The organism is Enterococcus sp. DIV2379 (genome assembly GCF_050542965.1).
Lineage (GTDB): Bacteria > Bacillota > Bacilli > Lactobacillales > Enterococcaceae > Enterococcus_D > Enterococcus_D entomosocium.
Genome location: NZ_CP172938.1, coordinates 3432323 through 3450742 on the forward strand (window position 1 = coordinate 3432323; position 18420 = coordinate 3450742).

The window sequence follows — 18420 nt, forward strand, 5'->3', positions numbered from 1 at the left end:
TAAGTCCCCTTTCAACATACGATTAAGCACCTAATCGATCCTTATCCTTAAAACGGACACCTTCTGCATAACCGGAGTAAAATGCTTCCCGATCCCTCACGGTGTGAGAGGTATCTTTCCCAGGTACCAGTCCAATTTTTTCGACTTCAGCCTGAACCACTTCAGGTACTTGCAAAGCCAATTCATAGCCGTTTGTCAGCACTTGTTTTCGAAATGTTTGCGACAAACCTTTCAAGTATCCTTCCAAATAGTCTTGTTTTAACTGCCATTTCCGTTTGTATTTTCGTCTGATATCAGGCAACTGAAGAAACTGCCTTGCACAGTAGCTGGCACTACCACGAGCATACTCAAACGTGATTTGAGCAATTTGTACATCGGACACGATCCCAACAAAGTGAAGTTCAATCGGTTTTCCGGACACATAGTAATACCGGACACGAAAATTTTTAGCAATGATCCTCGCTAATCGGTAAAGCCATTTTTGTGGCCGGCCTTCATAAATCACCGTATTGATCACTGCTTCTGACTTTTGTTCTTGCTTATAATGAAAAACGTCTGATTCATCGATATTATGCTGAAGCATCAACTCTTGTGCTTTTGCCAAGGCTGACATCGACTCTTCGTCATTGGCATCATTTGCAAGAGCTAATAATTTTACGATTTTCTTTTTGGCTTTTTCATCCATTGGATCTCACCTTTTGTCTGATTTTAGTTTACCACGTATTGGATAACGGTTTCACTGATAAAAGTAATGAGTAAAAGTGATAGCACTTCAATGAAATAGAAAATAAAGTGCGGTCACTTTCTGAGCGCAGGAATTTCAAATCCCGCTTTTTCTTGCTCAAGCAACATATCTAAAGCGATACACATTAATTTCGATTCACTTTTCTTGTACTTGGTGTTCAAGTGCTTCAGTCCCTGCTTCCTCTTTTCATTAAGCGTTACAGGAAGACGTGTGTTTCCTTTTGCAATGGTCATAACTCGCTCTCCTTCATTGAAACGATCAAAGATTTAATCAAAGACGCAGCGAGCGTGTAACCACACTCGCCGCAGCTTTGAACGGACTCTTTTCTACTGATTGTTTTTCATGACTTCCTTTGCTTCTTCTGTAAGGGGAAAGACTTTTGCAACAGCCATGCCACAAGGAATTGCCCCTACAGCTTCCTCACAAATGACACCAGCTTCTATCAGTACATCTTCAATGCCCGTATTTTCAGACCACCCTTTGATTGCGACGAAATCTTGTTTGATTCCGACACTCGTGTTCACCGTAGCCGTAGCAAGCAGCTCTTCTTCAGACTGACCTCTTCTTTTCTTAACCAGTTGAATCGCTACATTGTTATTATCTTCATAGTGATCAAATGTCACAATACATTTTTTCTTATTTAAAACGGCGTTCATAGTTTTTCCTCCTAAAGATAAGGAGTTACAAAGCAAAACCCTGATTATTCAGTGATTTCTTCTTTTAATTGATCCGCAAGTTTTGTAAGCTTTGCAGCGTTATCGAATCGCATTCTTTCTATAGAAGATTTCTTGTGCATCAAATCAGAGACAGTCATTGCTTTGACTTCGGATCTATTCTTGATTTCAGTGATCGAGTGACCGCTTTTAAATAGCAGCCATTCAATTTTTTCTTTATCTGCATACATATTTTTTCCTCCTGAAAGGAGTGTGACAATTAAAGCTTGCCACTACTCGCAATTATGGTATATTTTGAGTAGTAGCGTCCCGTGAAAGGATTTGTTACTGTGCATTTATTCTGTTCCCAGCAGAATAAATGCTTTTTTTGTTCCGTCTATTTTTAATAAAATCCCTCCTTAACCTAAACAAAATAACGGTACACCGTATATTTATTATATCACGGCATACCGTTCTTTCCAAGAACTATCTATAATTTTTTACCTTTCGCTAAAGCGATCAAAAGCCGTCGTATCGTTTATTTCGAAGTGCTTTGCTATGAAATAAATGACTGATACAGTAACCGAATTTCCAGCTTGTTTGTACAGCTGACTGTCCGAAGTTTTTTGATCGTATCTGCAGTTATAGTGATCAAGCCCGTTACTGATTATTTCTTCAGCGATCTGCCTACTACCGAATTTCGCTGACAAAAAGGCCCAATCAGGAAACGACTGCAGTCGCCAACATTCAAGTGGTGTTAGTTTCCGGATCTGAAAATCATCGGTTACTACGGCTTGCTGATCACCTGTAACGACGGTATTTGCTTGCTGATTTCCCACACGTCCCCGACGTTTTGTAGATTTAGGATAAGCGAAATTGATACTATCGCCTGGTAGTGCTGCAGTATAGCCTTTTTTCGTGGCTTCTTTCACCAGTATTTTGGGTTCGTGGACGCCACCACTCATGGTGGTAAGTGTAGGGCATAACCCTTCTACGGAATGGATCGCTGCAGCTGATCGATAGGAACCATCGATCGACCCTGCCACGATAATTCCGTGACGATCTTGTGTGGTTAAGGTAAACATCGGCGCTTCATTTTCCTTCATTCTACGGCCGTTTTGACGAATAGTAGCTTTATCTGGCGTTAGGATCGGGATCGCAATTTTATTTCCTTCTCCTTTGTTTGTGGTGATCGTAGGACTAAGTCCTGAAGCGTCATACACTTGGCCATTCATTCCTCCACCGCTTGGATTGACGTTGCCAACAACGATTTGTTTCGGTGTTTTGTAGTCCGTTGCGGTCAAAGTCCCCATCAGACCGTCCGTATAGTACGTTCTTTCTCGTGTAAATCGACTGAAATCATTCGCTGCATGTGACGCCAGCTAAATGGATCCTTCCTGATTTTTGATCAGCTGATCCTTCTTCTCTTGTGATAGGAAAATCTTTTTGGTACCTGCTCCTCTAAGATGTCCGATAATAAATAAACGCTCTCTGTTTTGGGCGACAAACTCTTTGCTTTTAAACAGTTGCCATTCCACTTCATACCCCAATTCATCCAAGGTTCGGAGGATTGTCTCAAACGCAGCCCCTCGTTCATGGTTGAGAAGTCCTTTGACGTTTTCAAGGTATAAAAGCTTAGGTCGCAAGGTAGATGCTAAGCATGCATTATCAAAAAAGAGAGTTGCTCTAGTATCTGAAAAACCCTTTCTTTTTCCAGCAAGGCTGAAAGCTTGGCACGGAAATCCTCCCGCGATAATGTTCACACGTCCGATTCCTCGAATAAATTCATCTGAAAATTTTGTGATATCATACATTTCTACCTCCTGTTTTGTGTCAGGAATTGATTGATAACTTTTTCTGGCATGGCCATCGATCTCACAATACCCAACACATCGGTAGCCAGCTTGTTCCATCCCTAAACGAAATCCTTCGATTCCTGAAAAAGATCTAAAAAGGTGCCTTTATTTTCTGTTGTACCATTTTCCATTGTTCACTCAGTTTCTTCATGCGCATGAAAGGTATTTCAAGTACCTGATGGATTAAGAATACCGAGAAAATGGATGGTTAAATTGCGGAAAAATGGTGGTACTTAGACCTTTTTAAAGAAAGAAAAGCGATCTTTTTTGCCCTCCACCTTCCAGCTGCTCCCCACCACTTAGGAGGACAAAAAAATAGACGTGCAATAGCACGTCTGTAGCGTCAATGATTGATATCTCACCGAAATCTTGCTATAATTATTGTGTAAAGAGGAGTTGCGTGAACAACTCCCCTACAGCACCGTTTAAGACGGTGGCAAGTTTTATATTATTTTAGTAATCAGTCAACTCGCCAAAGTTTAGTGACTGGTTACTTTTTTTTGTCGTTTTTTGCTGCAGTTAGGATGCCAAAGATAATCGTTGCGATTAAAGAACCGAAACTAATCATTAGCCCTAATGCTTCAGCTACAGACAAAAGGCTTCTCCTTTCTAAAGAGTGAACACTTACTTTCATAAGCACCACCACCTTTCAAAAGATAGCCACCGTCACAAACTTTACTGTCCTACTATTATACCAAAAATCCACGCTAAAAACCGATATTTATCAAGGCTTCCAGCGTTTTTCCATGCGGTAAGAACGGTCTAAGTAAAGGAATTTTTTTCTCGTTTCATCGTTTAAAGGAACCATCCATTTGTTTTTTCCACGTTGAAAGATCCCTTTTATTTCAGCAGCTCAAGAACACATACCGACACCATTTTTCTCTGACCTTACCTCAAGAAACCCCCATTCCTCACCCTTCATCCTCCCAAGACAGCTCATCCAAGATCCTGATCAACTTTTGGACCTCTTGATTCAACATCGCACTCTTTAAGTAGGCATATTGAATATAAAAGATCTCCTTATCTTCAGGGACCAGTGGTATTTTCACTAAGCCTTCCATTTCTTGAAACACGGGAAATTCCGTCATCAGGGTAATGCCGATATTGGAACTGACCAGTTGGCCAATCGTCTGGACGTCTGAAAAATAAAAGGGGACTTCGGGCTTCTTCTTTGATTTCTCACTTAAATTCTGAAAGGCCCGCATGTGGGTATAGCCTTTTTCCAATAGGATAAAGGGATATTCGGCAGCTTCTTCGAATGAGATTTCCTTTTTTTCTGCCAATGGATTTTCTTTTGACACAAAGAAAAAAAACTCTTGCTGGTGCAGCAACTTCACCTGCAGATTCGGGTGGACGAGGGGATTGACACTGCCCAACAAGCTGAAATCGATTTTTCCTGATAATAGTTTTGAAAGCAATTCATTGGATCCCCCAGATACCAAGTGAAATTTCGAAATAAAGCGGATGATCTCTTTTTCATCTAAGAGTTTTGAAAAGACTTTGGAACGAATGATCGGCGGCAAACCGATATGGGTCCGATTGTTTTTGGCATGGTCGATGGCTCTGTCTAAGGTCACAAATTCATCTAAGATATATTGCGCATGAGCCTTCAAAATTTCCCCTTCCGTGGTCAATGAGATGGATCGATGTGAGGCTTCTCGCACGATCAAATCACAGCCATAATGCTCTTCCAAGCGTTTGACAGCGTAGCTGACGGTTGGTTGACTGACCGCAAATTTATGCGCCACTTGGGTAAAAGAAAGCATATCAGCCAAAGCGTTAAAGTATTCTAAATCTCGTATATTCATCGTCTGATTCCTCCCTTAACCGGTTTAAACTAGCAGCGGTTTTGTTATAAATAATTTTTATTATACCACCGATAGTTGACTATAATTCTGTCCGAGGATTAAAGTAGCTAATGGAAATGAACGAGTACTCAAAATATATCCATTGGAGGAACATAATGAAAGCACATGACATTTTAAATAACCCATTTTTAAACAAAGGAACTGCGTTTACACAAGAAGAACGAAAAGAACTAGGGTTGATCGGTTTATTGCCCCCACACGTGCAAACGATCGAAGAACAAGCAGAACAAGCCTATTTGCAATATGTCACCAAAGAATCAGACATTGAAAAACGTCACTTTTTAATGGAGATCTTTAATACCAATCGGACATTGTTCTACTATTTGTTCAACCAACATATCGTTGAATTCAATCCGATCGTCTATGATCCAACGATTGCTGATACCATTGAAAATTACAGCCGCCTATTTGTGGATCCTCAATATGCAGCGTACTTAGATATCAATCATCCAGAGAATATCGAAGAAACGTTGAAAAATGCCGCTGGCGATCGGGACATTCGCTTGATCGTAGCCACTGACGCTGAAGGGATTCTTGGGATTGGTGACTGGGGTGTCCAAGGTGTCGATATTTCTGTCGGTAAATTGATGATTTATACAGCTGCTGCTGGGATCGACCCTGCTTCTGTTTTACCAATCGTGATCGATGCCGGTACCAACCGTAAAGAATTGTTAGAGGATCATTTGTATCTAGGCAATCGTCAAGAACGTGTCTACGGTGATGCCTACTACCAATTCATCGATCAATTTGTTCAAACGGCAGAATCATTGTTCCCTAAACTTTACTTGCATTGGGAAGACTTTGGCCGTTCAAATGCTGCAACGATTTTGGACAAATACAAACAAACAATTCCAACTTTTAACGATGACATCCAAGGAACGGGAATCGTTGTGCTGGGCGGTATCTTCGGTGCACTGGATATTACAGGTGAAAAATTAACGGATCAAGTCTACTTATGTTATGGCGGTGGTTCCGCTGGTGCCGGGATTGCCAGCCGTGTCCATGCGGAAATGGTCAGCGAAGGTCTTTCAGAAGAAGAAGCCTACAATCATTTCTTTATGGTTGACAAACAAGGGCTTTTGTTCGATGATATGTCCGATTTGACTCCTGCACAAAAACCATTTGCCAAAAAACGGGCTGACTTTGCCAATGCTGGCGATATGACGCAATTGATCAATGTCATTAAAGTCGCAAAACCAACGATTTTGGTCGGTACCTCAACCAATGCCGGTGCCTTTACCAAAGAAGTTGTGGAAGCGATGTGTGAAAACACTGCTCGTCCAGTGATTTTCCCTATCTCGAATCCAACCAAAAAATTAGAAGCAACGGCTGAACAAGTGATCGAATGGTCTGATGGAAAAGCCTTTGTGGCAACCGGTGTCCCTTCAGGAACGATCCAATACAAAGGGGTCGACTACCAAATCGGTCAAGCAAACAACGCCTTGATCTATCCTGGTCTAGGGTTAGGTATGTTGGCTTCAGAAGCCTCTCTCTTGACCGACGAAATGATTGGTGCCGCTGCTCACTCATTAAGTGGTTTGGTTGATTTGAGCCAACCCGGTGCACCTGTTCTCCCACCATTTGAATACGTTGCGGACGTTTCTATCAAAGTGGCTGAAGCAGTTGCCAATAAAGCCAAAGAACAAGGACTAGCCCAAGCGCAAGAAACCGATATGGCAAAAGCTGTCCAAAATCTTAAATGGTATCCAACATACTAGGAAGGTCTGAAAAATGAATAAATTAAAAACGATGACGATTTCGGGAATTAGTCTTCCCTTGTATCTCTTTTTCATGGTTGTCATATTCAGTGCGATTGCCTTAGACAAGTTGCCATTAAATATGGTCGGGATCACCATTTTACTGGTTGCCTTAGGACACCTGCTGTATTTCATTGGGGAAAAACTCCCTATCATGAATTCTTATCTTGGCGGTGGGTCAGTTTTTACCCTGCTTGGTGCCACCCTTTTGGCCTCCTTCCATCTCGTTCCCACGAAAGTCATTGACGCGGTCAGTGACTTCATGGGGGGCGGTTTTGGTTTTCTTGATTTCTATATTGCCGCTTTGATTTGCGGCTCGATTTTAGGTATGAACCGCAATTTGTTGGTGAAGGCTTCTACGAAATTCATTCCTGTTGCTTTGATCACCATGGTAGTAGGCTTTTTCTCCGTCGGCCTTGTCGGTATGCTGCTAGGCAATGGATTCGCTGATTCGGTGATGTATGTGTCTCTACCAATGATGTCTGGCGGGATGGGGGCGGGAATCACCCCACTTTCACAAATTTATGCTGATGGCTTGGCAAACGGCAATCAAGCCGCCATCTTTTCTCAATTAGCGCCAGCAGTTACTTTCGGGAATATTCTTGCCATTATTGGTGCTTTATTTATCGCAAAGGCCTTTGCTAAAACCAAATACAATGGCCATGGCACCCTGATCAATGCCACGAAAGAAGAATTAGAAAAACCAAAAATAACGCTTGATGCCCAACAAATCGGGGTCGGGATGCTGTTTTCCTTTTCACTGTTGGTTGTTGGTGCGATTTTAAGCGACTTTTTCCCTAAAATTCACGAGTATGCCTTTATGATCGTGATTGTCTTTATTCTGAAAGCCTTGAATATTGTCCCTAAGAAACTCGAAGATTCTGTGGTGATGTTCAACAATGTTGTAATGACGAATTTGACCCACGCGGTTTTGGCGGGGATTGGTTTGGCATTGATCGATCTGTCAACACTGGCCTCTGCCTTTACTTGGCAATTTGTCGTGCTTTGCCTAACCAGTGTCGTATCTATGGGGGCTGCCAGCTGGTTCTTCGGGATGGTATTAGGGATGTATCCCGTTGAAACCGCAATTGGCGCCGGTATGATCAACAACTCGATGGGGGGAACAGGTAATATCGCTGTATTGTCTGCCTCTGATAGAATGGAAATGATTGCTTTTGCCCAAATGGCCAACCGTTTATGCGGTGCGATCGTGCTGATTCTAGGTGGAATCTTGATCCGTTTCTTCTATTCTTGATCTAAAACAAAAAACAGGTGCTGCTACGCATGATGCATAGCAGCACCTGTTTTTGCATTCCTCAAACGAATTCGTCCAATTGGTTGCACGAATCGAACAAAGATTCAGCCATTCACTCATAAAAGAGCCAAAAAGAGCAGTGCCTCCGCACTGCTCTTGCGTTACTGATTCATTCAAGGGTTACAGCTTCTGAAACAAGGTTGGTGCTTGATCAGGAGACCAAGTGGTGTCCCCGTAATTTGAGTGGGTGTTAATCACGACATAATTGCTGCCTTTATGGCTCACGATTTCACCACTTGTATACACTTCTGGTGCAGAGAATGTACCTAGTTTCCACACACGGTATTCTGACTCCCCGCCTCCAGGTGTTTCCGTTTCTTCTTTGGCATTGGTTTTCACGCTCAGCTGGTTACTGAAAGCGGATTGTTCGCCCGTTTTGCTGATTGCTTTGATTTGGTAATTGTAGGTTGTATCCGCTGCTAGATTCGTGTCTTCATAGGTTGTTCCTGTGGCCGTAGCAATTTTGACGCCATTGCGGTAAACATCATATCCAGCGATCCCATTTGTATGAGTCGATGCTTGCCACATTAAGGAAACGCTGCTGTCTGTCACGCTCATTTGATGCAGGTTGCCTGGTGTCGAAGGGGTTTCGACTTGATTGTCTGCTGAGGTAGTCACTTTCACTGCAGCACTTTTTTCTGAAACTAACGCAGTAAAGCCGACTGCTTCTACTTGATAGCTATAGGTTGTGTTGGCTTTTAATTGTGTGTCGGTAAAAGTTGGCTCAGTCGTCGTTGCCACTAAGGCACCATCGCGATACACGTTGTATTCTTTCGCATCGGTTTGACCGTTCCATGCTAAAGCCACCGTGCTGCTAGTCACTCGTTCTGAGCGGACATTTGCTGGTGCTGCTGGTTTTTCGGGAATGACCGTTGAGCCGGAAACGTTGACGTCGATCACGTTATAAAAGGCATTTGGCGTATCTGCAACATCCCAGACCGCTAAAATGACATGGTAACCGAGACGATTTTCTGGAATGGTAATGGTATGGCTTGGGCTATTGCTGGCAGCCGAACCATCGTGATTCACAGTAGCGATCAATTCCAAGCTATCTCTTGAAAGTGGCGCGTTTTGATCCCAACCTGGTTTCGTGATATAGTAATGCCATTTTGTGGTCTTGTGAGGCGCTGTATAATGCCAATTGACCCGCAATGGTCCTTGATTGATGTCTTGTTTGGTCCAACGATTGGTTCCTTGTTCATCAAGAACAAAGTCCCCGATTTGTCCGAGTCCACCATCTGCCGAAGCGATGCGACCATCTACTGGTCCTGCTTCTGGAAAGCCTTTTTTCGTTTCCAATGATTGTGGGTTTGAAATGACATTGCCATATTTCTCAAACGCAGCGCTCCACCCTAACGTATTGCGATCCAAAGACCCTTGATAGCCCCGACTGACCGGTGATTCCACATAACCATGAGCAAATACTTGTTTCCCCGTGAAGAACAAGCTCCCTCCAAGTAAGATTGCCACCCCGACCGACCATTTTACCAATGCGTTTTTCATACTCTGCCTCCTAAAATTTTTTATCATCGAATAAACCAATCCTATCCGTTTATTCCTTGATTCCGATTCATTGAAAAGCAAACCCTACATTTATAAATAGTTTATTTATATATGTATGATAAACGACTTAATCATTATAAGATTATAATGACTAGTTTTCCGTCCTTTCAGTTAGAAATACAAAAAAACTTGAAACGATTCTCCTCCTAATCACTTAAGAGGATTCGTTCCAAGTTTCTTTCTTTATAGACGATCTTTTTCAGGAAAAAACAGCCGCTTATTTCCCGTTTTCTTTCACATAGTCAGAGGATTGCGCGCCTGCTTGGCGACCAAAGACCATAATGTCGGCTACAGCATTGCCGCCGATTCGATTTTGTCCGTGGATACCGCCGGTCACTTCACCTGCTGCATACAAGCCAGTGATTGGTGTGCCATCTTCTTTCAACACTTGGGTCTTCGTATTGATCTTGACGCCGCCCATTGTATGGTGGATCCCAGGTGCAATTTGAATCGCATAGAATGGTCCTTCCGTCAAATCATAGTCCATCGCCGTTTCACGACCGAAATCTTTGTCGGCTTTGTCTGCCACTGCTTGGTTCCATGTATCTAAAGTTTTCTTCAAGGTTGCTGGATCAACATCAATTTTTTCAGCTAACGCTTCGATGGTGTCAGCTTCTACCACTACACCTTGTTCTTTGTAGTAATCGACTTGTTTGGCTCTACCTGCTAACGCATTGTCAAAAATCAAGTAGGCATAGCTTTCTGGCAGATCCGTAATAGCAGCTGAAACATTGTCGCGGGTTTCTAATTCATTGTAGAAACGTTCCCCTTGTTGGTTCACCAAAATGGCGCCTTCTCCACGAACGGTTTCACTGATCAACATACCTGTATCTTGAACCACTGTTGGATGGACTTGGATTTGATCCATATCAACCGTTGCGCCGCCTAATTCTTCGATCATCTTGATGCCATCGCCTGTACTTCCTTCAGAAGTCGTGCTGACATAGCCTTTCAGATCTGGACGATATTTTTCGATCAGTTCTTTGTTGGAGCCAAAACCACCAGTAGTAACAACCACTGCATCACCAGCGATTTCTTTTTCTTCGCCATTGATTTTCACGTTGACGCCAGTGACTTTGCCGTCTGTTTCATTGATTTTTGTCACATCAGCATTTACAAATAAAGGAATTTCTTGCTCATGAATGTTTCTCAACAGGCCATCCACCAAATACGTACCGACTGCTGAACCGTCGTGAGGACGATGGATCCGTTTTACGCTGGCACCACCGCTATAGCTGATATTGTCTAAAGTGATCCCCATTGAATCCAACCAATCAATCGCTGAAGCAGAGTTGTCTACTAAATAATGCAGCAATTCTTGATCGTTGGTTCCTTTACCACCTTTAAGGGTATCTTCAAAAAATTGTTCATTCGAATCTTCAATGCCTTGTGCTTCTTGGAATTTGGTTTCTGATGCGTTCATTCCGCCAGAAGATTTCAAGGTATTTCCGCCTGCGATCGGCATTTTTTCTAAAATGACTGGATTCATTCCAGCATCTTTAGCCGACAAGGCTGCTGCCATCCCTGCACCGCCAGCACCAACGATGACGATATCATATTGATCTTTTAACTCTGCTGGATCGGTATACTCTTGTTGGGAAGCACCTGAAGTGACTTCACTTTCTGAAGAAGAGCTTGCCGCACTGCTGCTGGCTTTTGTTCCGCCATCGGCACCACATGCACTAAGCAACAATAATGAGGCTGCCCCAATCACCCATTTTGACCATCCACTTTTTTTCATTTGTTTCCCTCCGTTTTTCTTTTTGCCCTTTTCTCCTCACTGATCCCCGTCATATATGATGAGAAAAGAAGCATTTTCCTTGCGAATCCTGCTTAACTTGTTACTTTATTAACAATAGTAAACATCTTGCGATCGGACTATTTTTCTATTCGATAGCGATAAAAACATTGTTTAAGCAACATTTAAACAGAGTTCTATTTTATTTAACCATTGTAACAAAAAAAGAAACTAAGTGTCTCGTAATAATTTGTGTATATTTTAACTATCCATTCTCATCTTTTTCTAATTTTATCGGAAAAAGATACTATATTTTCCTCGCTACTTTCTGCTATTCAAAGCTGCCACAAAGGTTCCGCTCATAGAATGACCGTTAAGTTCGCGGTCAAAAAGATATTGCCGCGATTGTTCTTTCACTGTTCTTTTCCCTTTGTCCTGCGCCTTCTTTTGTATAATAAAAGAAAAAGCAGAAATGGAGTGGCAAATGGAAAAATTGACCCGGATGTTCGAGCGAGTGATCAGTATCTGTATTGATAGCATGTTAGCGATCTTAGTCGTTGTCGTCTTGATTTTTATGGGAAAAGCGATTTTTATGATCAGCACGACGCTCTTTCCTTTAAGTGAAGCGCCCCACCTGTCCTTTTTGATTGAAGAAATTGCCACGTTATTCATTTTGTTAGAAATCATTTTGATGTTGCTGCGGTATATGAAGGACGGACACCATATTCCCGTCCGTTACTTGATTTTGATCAGTATTACTGCGATTTTGCGCGAGCTATTGCTGACGCAAGGCATGGCGAACGATGCCCTATTTTTTGCTCTAGCGATTTTTGTCTTGGTACTGGTCTTGCTAGTCCTGCAAAAAATCAATGCCTTCCAGCATGCCCAAGAAAAAGACCACTGAAACCATCCCATTGGATCAGTTGGGTTCAGTGGCTTTTTCGGGATCAGTTAGAGGAATACCAATATAAAAGGTGGTTCCTTTAGGCGTACTTGTAACATCGATCAACCAGTCGTTTTTTTCCACGATCGAAGAGACAGTAAAGAGTCCTAGACCAGTACCGCCAGTGGCACTCTTGGTCGTGAAGAAGCGGGTAAAGATTTTTTCTTGGATCGCTTCTGGTATGCCGGGACCGTTGTCGACGATTTCGATCAAAGCAAACTCCTGTTGTGCGGAGAAAGCTTGCTTACGAAACGGAAAGGTGGCGCTCTCTGTCGAAGTGCGACTCAATCGAATGCTGCAATCGGCATTTGCTTGGTACACATTCATCAACAAATTGTAAATAATGACTTGCAGATCGATCTTCTCGTAGACGGCATATCCTACTTCTTGGATATCATACGTAAGGGAAAAGGCTTTTGGCAACAGTGCGCGCATAGTATCGATGGCTTCTGTCAAGGTAGTAGCGATCGACTGCACAGTTTTATCGGCACTTTCGAGTTTCGAAAAACGTAGCACATTGCTGGATAACTCTTTGCCTTTTTCCGCCGCTTTGCAGACTTCTTGCAAGTCCTCCACTAAGACTTCATCGTGTTGGTTTTCCTCGATCAGCAATTGCAGATGACCAATCATAGGCGTCAAAAAGTTGTTTAGGTCATGGACGATTGAGGTCGTTAGCAAGCCAATGGTTTCCAGTTTTGATTCTTGCAAAATGTTTTTTTCGATTTCGTGCTTTTCTTTTAACAGCCGTTGTCGTTCTTTCAATGCTTGGTTTTCGACATAGGCTTGATTGCGTTTCATGTAGTTTTTGATCAGGACGGTCAATAAAATCATAATGACAAACAACAAACCCAGTAGGCCAATCAAAATCAAGTTATCTTGTAAAAAGAGACCGCTTTGCTCCAAAAAATCGGCATTGCTGGCGACGATCAGCCGACTGTCGCCGATGGTGATCCATTGATAAGCAGCCAATTTCAGCACTTTTTGCAGTGTTTCTTCGTTCCACCAATAAGAATAATAGACGGAGGTGCCTTCTTCATTGTCGATTTGTTCTTGCTCCAAGCGCTCAAGATCGGTGAAATCCAGCTCTGGAAATTCTTTTTTGCGGCTCTCAACGATGGAAAAACCAATTTGTTCGTCCGATGGGTGCATAACGATCCGCATATCGGCGTTTTTGACCATCGTATAGCCGGAAACATTGCGATCGGTGGTAAATTCATGATGATACATGCGCTGCAGATTCAAAGGCATCACAAGAACCGCTTCTTTGTCGTCAAGGGTTAGGGACTGATACACATTTAAATAGGCCTGCTTGCCATCAAAATAGACTTGCCCATTTTGTACTTGCCGTCCTGCCAATACTTTGTCTAAGGATGAGTCTTTGAATAACAATTCTTGCACCGGCGGGTCTTCTGGTTTATTGACCGACGTTGCGGTATTTTGGGCGATGACCTGACCTTGTTGGTCGATCAAAAACAATCCGACCATGGCATTGTTCGCGGAATTGATCACTGGTAACGTTAAGGGGCGCTGCAAATCAGCCAAGGCGGCACCTTCGAGGTGGTCATCGGCATAATTGGCAAGAGCCATGTGGTACGATTCGATACTACGGCTGATCAGCTTGATCGCCGCTTGGTTGACCGTTTCTAACTGCCGCAGCCCGACGGTTTCAGCTTGTCTTTGTGCGCTTTTATAACTTGTAAAGGTAAAAATAAGTCCAATCAATGTAATGAATAAGGTAGCGACCACGCTTAAATACAGCCAAAACTTTGATGGCGGTTTCATTGTAAACCCCTTTCATATTTACTATAATACTATTGATACAGGAGGCGGATATTTTGCGAGATGAAAAAATTTTAATCGTTGATGATGACCCTGCTATTCGGCGGCTGATTTGGAAATCTTTACAATCGACGGGCATTTTGATCTACCAGACTGATTCCGTTGAAAAAACGATTGCGATCAATTCTCGTGTCAGCTTTGATCTTTTTTTACTGGATATCAGTTTGGAGCATGAAAATGACGGCTATCATTTGGCACAACTGATTCGAGAAGAAAACCCCACGGTGCCGATCGTCTTTTTGAGCGGTAAAAGTGACGAAAAAGATATGATCAACGGCTATGAGATCGGTGCCGATCACTACATTACGAAGCCTTTTTCACCGGCACTCTTAAAAGCACAAATCGTTTCGATTCTTGATCGCCGCAACGTGCTGCGAGAAAAAGGGATCGCCAAACCGGAAGGGGATCTGTGCAGCGGCATGTTTCGTTTTGACCAAAAACGCTATCAGTTTTTCAAAAATGATCAGCCCATCAAGTTGTCTTCAAAAGAAATCATGCTGATGCGCTTTTTCATGGAAAATCCGGATCAAGTGTTCTCGAAAGAACAGATTTACAGCAATGTTTGGCAAGATGGCCAATTCGATGCCAATACCGTGATGGTTTTTATCAATCATCTGCGAAACAAAATTGAAGATGAGCCGAAGCAAGCCCGTTTTTTGAAAACCGTTTGGGGGATCGGCTATACCTTTTTACCAGAAGGAGACGCCTTCTAGCTGCAAGAAATAAAGGGCCAAGGTTAAAAGATCCGCCGAGCCGCCGGGACTCAAATGGCGTGCAATCAATACTTGATCATAGGTCGTTAATTCACGAAGCAAGTCTGTATCCGACAGATTGGCTTGGTGAATTTTTTGCATCTCCTGCTGTACGGTCTTCATCGCCTCGTAGCCGCCTCGGTGGACGAGGTTGCTGTCTTCGGTTTCACTCATTAGATAGACCAACCCTCGCAACAAGGAAACGGAGGTTTTTTGTGGTTGCTGCCGTAAGTACTCCAGCAGTTTTTTAACCGTTGGATAACCAGCTGCGGCTTCTCCACGAATCCCCATCGTGCCGTAGGTCAAATAATTTTTTTCTCCGTAAGACAACTGGTCTTTGTGGGTGATTTGCTGCAGGTCTTGCTTGACCAAATGCTGGCAGATGTTGGCGGCAAGCTGCAGGATCTGATTAGTATCTTCAGCCGTCAGCACAGCCTTGTCATGCTGTTGATAATAGACTCCTGTCGCCCCCAACAAAACTGCAAAGGAAAAGTTCGCCCCTTTGTGGGTATTGATGCCTTTGGTTGCCTGAAGCATCGCTTCTTCTGCTTCTTGACCGATCCCACGTAACTGGTCAAACAGCTGGATCAGGGCGCCTGTATGGGCAAAGCCAGCTTGGCTATAGCGCTGAAAAAACGGCGCCAAACAAGTGATACTATTGATAAAGGTAAACACATTCATGTCCTGATGCGCACCAGAGGAGCAAGGATCTACTAAACCAGGCTTGGGTGCTAACGCTACCTCATAATGCAGCGCATTGACTGCATAGCTGCTGGCGATAAAAAGACGGGAATCAGTCAATTTTTCTTCGCTCCATTTCAGCAAGAATAAATTGCAGGGAGTGATTCAAATGTTCATGGGTCAACAACGTGATCTGTTCCGTGTCATTGGTTCTCATGCCGCGATAAATCAGCCAATGTTCCGCCAATGCCGCATCCCTTCTTCTAGAAGAGCGAATCGCAATGTCACGAAAATAAACGAGGTACGCTTGCAGATCCAGCACGATACTTTTTAACCGCAGCATCTGGCTTTTTTCGTAAATAAACGCATTGAAGTCAGAAAAGTTTTTCAAGACCCCATCCACATCATCCTCACGATTCAGCTGTTCGCCATGTTCTAACAAGCAGCGCATCTCCCGGAAATCCTCCTCACTCATCAAGGCCATTGCTTTGATAGTCGCCAATGTATCCAATGATTTGCGGATATCGTAAATCTCATAAGCATCTTTGATACTGATCCCTTTTACGACGATGCCGATTTTTGGTACGTGTTCCACCAGTTTTTCAGCCACCAGCTGAGTCATAGCGTAACGAATTGGGGTCCGGCTGATGTTTAACGTATCGGAAAATTCTTTCTCATTGATGCGAGAGCCTGCGGGAATGTCTCCTAAAATGATGGTTTTTTTGAACGCTTCATAGATCAAATCTTTTAATGGTTTATTTTTGGTCAGATCCAGATTTTTATTTACTGCATCAATAATTGGATTCATGATTTACTCCTATCATACTAAAAACAAATGAGATTTTTGGGAAAAAATAGATATATCGATAAACAAGGAAAACTACCGAGCAAAATGGCAGCCTGCTCGATAGTTTCTTTATGAAGTTACTGTGGAATATAAAACGGCATATGACCTAATAGTACGATCGTAACGACAAAGATCACGAAAATCCCCAGTGCGTATTTCGCCGCTTCTTTTTGCCATTGCCCCATATCTAAGCCAGTCAAGCGTAATAGCAAGTAGATGAAGGCAACCAATGGACTTAACAAGTGGAACGCTTGGCCCATTAAGGACGCCAAGGCCATCTGCATATTGGTGAAGCCATACGAACGACCCGCTTCTGCTAAGACCGGTAGAACCCCAAAGTAAAACCCATCATTGGAAATAAAGAAGGTCCCAGGTGCAGAGATCAGGGCGATAACTATGCCCCAGAAACCAGCCAATTGTTTAGGAATGATTTGCGTGAAACTATTCGCTAAGGCAGTAGCCATCCCAGAGCCTTGGAACAAGCCCATGAAGACGCCCGCTGCAAAAACTAAAATTACTACTTGCACAGCGTCGCCGCCGTTGGCACCGATCCGTGACGATTGATCTTTCAAAATTGGGTAGTTGACCATCAATGCGATACAAGTACCTACAAGGAATAACAAGATTGGTGGTAAAGCGATACTAGAAATAAAGGAGCTTGCTACTAACCAGCCAATCAAGACGATCGTTAAGATACCGTTGAAGACAAAGTTTTTCGGACGGCGGATCGCTAATGTATCAGGATCAGTCACAGTCGTCATTTCTAATATCTCATCGTTCGTCAGTTCCGTAACCCCTAAACGTTTCCGTTCTTGGATCCCCATTCTGCGAGCCACGAAGAAAATCACATATAACAGAGACAAAATCATTCCTGGTAACAAATAAGAAAGAATATCCGCATCAACTTCCAGCACGGCCATTGCTCGGGCAGTCGGTCCGCCCCATGGCAATAAGTTCATGATGGTGTTTTGCAAAATGATCAAGACACCAAGGTTCATCATTTTCATATTCAGCTTCTTGTAGATGGGAATAAACGCAGAACAACAAATCAAGGTAGTGGTCGTTCCATCACCGTTCAAAGAGACCGCAGCGGCAACGACTGCCGTTGCCATCAAGACTTTCATCGGATCGCCTTTAGCAAAATAAATCATTTTTTTCGTGATTGGATCAAACAAACCGGCATCCAACATAATGGAAAAGTACAAAATCGCAAACAGCAACATGATTCCTGTGTTGGCTGTTGTGGAGATGCCCTCAAGGACAAAATCACCGATGTTGCCTTTTTCGGAAACACCGGCAACCATCGCAACGAGGGTAAATAGTAATGGGATAATTACTAAGGATGTAAAGGGTGACATTTTTTTCTTCATGATGACAAACATGAAGACAATAATCATGGCATAGGACAAAATTGTTAAGAACATTTTCTTCTTCCTTTCATGCATCGAAATGTGTAAGCGTTATCAAAAAACATTTTAAAAAAATTACAGGCCCGTAATTTGTTAGCGACAAGCGTCACTAGTTTGTGAATATTTTTCTTTTCTTAAAGGAAATAATGTTATTGAATGCTTTACACGTCTAAGAATAAACAATCAAGAAATAGAAAAAAAGACCCGTTTAAAAAAAGAACAGCAAAAAAACAATTTCTCTTTTCAAATCTTATTTTTCGTTTAAAAAGTTCTTAACAGAATATTAACGCAAGAAAAACCTTGATAAATCAACGTTTATATCGGTTTTTCACTCTTTTCTCAAAAAAGGAACACTGAAAAAACAATTTTCAGCCGAAATAAATCTCGCTGATTGAACGGGAGTTTCTATAATGAAAGGGAACGAATCATTGAGAAAGGAGAAACCCATGAATCT

At 42.7% G+C, this 18420-nt stretch carries 16 protein-coding genes and 1 pseudogene; 4 read left to right on the forward strand and 13 right to left on the reverse strand.

Annotated features, from left to right (window positions below):
- Positions 1 to 22: 22 nt before the first annotated feature.
- The 7 genes and pseudogenes from IGI92_RS15795 to IGI92_RS15825 form a co-directional block, all read right to left on the reverse strand.
- Positions 23 to 685 carry a DUF2786 domain-containing protein gene (locus IGI92_RS15795; RefSeq protein WP_154694672.1) on the reverse strand — a complete coding sequence of 221 codons (663 nt, stop codon included), beginning with the start codon at positions 683 to 685 and terminating at the stop codon, positions 23 to 25.
- 113 nt (positions 686 to 798) lie between these two features.
- Positions 799 to 978, reverse strand: a complete 180-nt coding sequence (locus tag IGI92_RS15800) for a hypothetical protein (protein ID WP_301405427.1) — start codon at positions 976 to 978, stop codon at positions 799 to 801.
- Positions 979 to 1071: 93 nt separating this feature from the next.
- Positions 1072 to 1401 (reverse strand): hypothetical protein, encoded by a 330-nt coding sequence (locus IGI92_RS15805; RefSeq protein ID WP_005233105.1) that lies wholly within the window; start codon positions 1399 to 1401, stop codon positions 1072 to 1074.
- Between the two features lie 44 nt (positions 1402 to 1445).
- A complete protein-coding gene (locus IGI92_RS15810) occupies positions 1446 to 1649 on the reverse strand; it encodes a hypothetical protein (RefSeq protein WP_005233104.1) in 204 nt (67 codons plus the stop codon).
- Positions 1650 to 1898: 249 nt separating this feature from the next.
- Positions 1899 to 3311, reverse strand: a pseudogene (gene dcm / locus IGI92_RS15815) (DNA (cytosine-5-)-methyltransferase).
- A 433-nt stretch (positions 3312 to 3744) separates the two neighbouring features.
- The gene (locus IGI92_RS15820; protein WP_015510573.1) at positions 3745 to 3888 is read right to left on the reverse strand and encodes a putative holin-like toxin; all 144 of its coding nucleotides are present in this window, start codon (positions 3886 to 3888) and stop codon (positions 3745 to 3747) included.
- A gap of 277 nt (positions 3889 to 4165) precedes the next feature.
- Positions 4166 to 5062, reverse strand: a complete 897-nt coding sequence (locus IGI92_RS15825; RefSeq protein WP_430607416.1) for a LysR family transcriptional regulator — start codon at positions 5060 to 5062, stop codon at positions 4166 to 4168.
- Positions 5063 to 5178: 116 nt separating this feature from the next.
- On the opposite strand from IGI92_RS15825, the gene IGI92_RS15830 reads away from it, so the two are divergent.
- Positions 5179 to 6840 (forward strand): malolactic enzyme, encoded by a 1662-nt coding sequence (locus tag IGI92_RS15830; RefSeq protein WP_276525021.1) that lies wholly within the window; start codon positions 5179 to 5181, stop codon positions 6838 to 6840.
- Positions 6841 to 6853: 13 nt separating this feature from the next.
- A complete protein-coding gene (locus IGI92_RS15835; RefSeq protein WP_005230514.1) occupies positions 6854 to 8134 on the forward strand; it encodes a 2-hydroxycarboxylate transporter family protein in 1281 nt (426 codons plus the stop codon).
- Positions 8135 to 8314: 180 nt separating this feature from the next.
- Here the strand turns inward: IGI92_RS15835 and IGI92_RS15840 are convergent, their stop codons facing one another.
- Both IGI92_RS15840 and IGI92_RS15845 read right to left on the reverse strand, forming a co-directional pair.
- A complete protein-coding gene (locus IGI92_RS15840) occupies positions 8315 to 9697 on the reverse strand; it encodes a lytic polysaccharide monooxygenase (RefSeq protein WP_008381854.1) in 1383 nt (460 codons plus the stop codon).
- 277 nt (positions 9698 to 9974) lie between these two features.
- Positions 9975 to 11498 carry a flavocytochrome c gene (locus tag IGI92_RS15845; protein WP_005233089.1) on the reverse strand — a complete coding sequence of 508 codons (1524 nt, stop codon included), beginning with the start codon at positions 11496 to 11498 and terminating at the stop codon, positions 9975 to 9977.
- 481 nt (positions 11499 to 11979) lie between these two features.
- Between IGI92_RS15845 and IGI92_RS15850 the strand changes: the two genes are divergently transcribed.
- Positions 11980 to 12399: a phosphate-starvation-inducible PsiE family protein gene (locus tag IGI92_RS15850; protein ID WP_008381850.1), complete on the forward strand. Its 420-nt coding sequence runs from the start codon at positions 11980 to 11982 to the stop codon at positions 12397 to 12399.
- A 15-nt stretch (positions 12400 to 12414) separates the two neighbouring features.
- Here IGI92_RS15850 and IGI92_RS15855 read toward each other — a convergent pair whose 3' ends face one another.
- Positions 12415 to 14220, reverse strand: coding sequence for a sensor histidine kinase (locus IGI92_RS15855; protein WP_430607421.1), 1806 nt, complete (start codon positions 14218 to 14220; stop codon positions 12415 to 12417).
- A gap of 53 nt (positions 14221 to 14273) precedes the next feature.
- Between IGI92_RS15855 and IGI92_RS15860 the strand changes: the two genes are divergently transcribed.
- Positions 14274 to 14990, forward strand: coding sequence for a response regulator transcription factor (locus IGI92_RS15860; protein ID WP_008381846.1), 717 nt, complete (start codon positions 14274 to 14276; stop codon positions 14988 to 14990).
- Here the strand turns inward: IGI92_RS15860 and citG are convergent.
- From citG to IGI92_RS15875, 3 genes are all read right to left on the reverse strand, one after another.
- Positions 14967 to 15830: a triphosphoribosyl-dephospho-CoA synthase CitG gene (gene citG, locus IGI92_RS15865; RefSeq protein ID WP_430607424.1), complete on the reverse strand. Its 864-nt coding sequence runs from the start codon at positions 15828 to 15830 to the stop codon at positions 14967 to 14969. The two genes, IGI92_RS15860 and citG, sit on opposite strands and share 24 nt — an antisense overlap.
- Positions 15823 to 16518: a GntR family transcriptional regulator gene (locus IGI92_RS15870; protein WP_430607426.1), complete on the reverse strand. Its 696-nt coding sequence runs from the start codon at positions 16516 to 16518 to the stop codon at positions 15823 to 15825. The genes citG and IGI92_RS15870 overlap by 8 nt, the downstream gene beginning before the upstream one ends.
- 116 nt (positions 16519 to 16634) lie before the next feature.
- A complete protein-coding gene (locus IGI92_RS15875; RefSeq protein ID WP_008381841.1) occupies positions 16635 to 17981 on the reverse strand; it encodes a CitMHS family transporter in 1347 nt (448 codons plus the stop codon).
- Positions 17982 to 18420 lie beyond the last annotated feature (439 nt).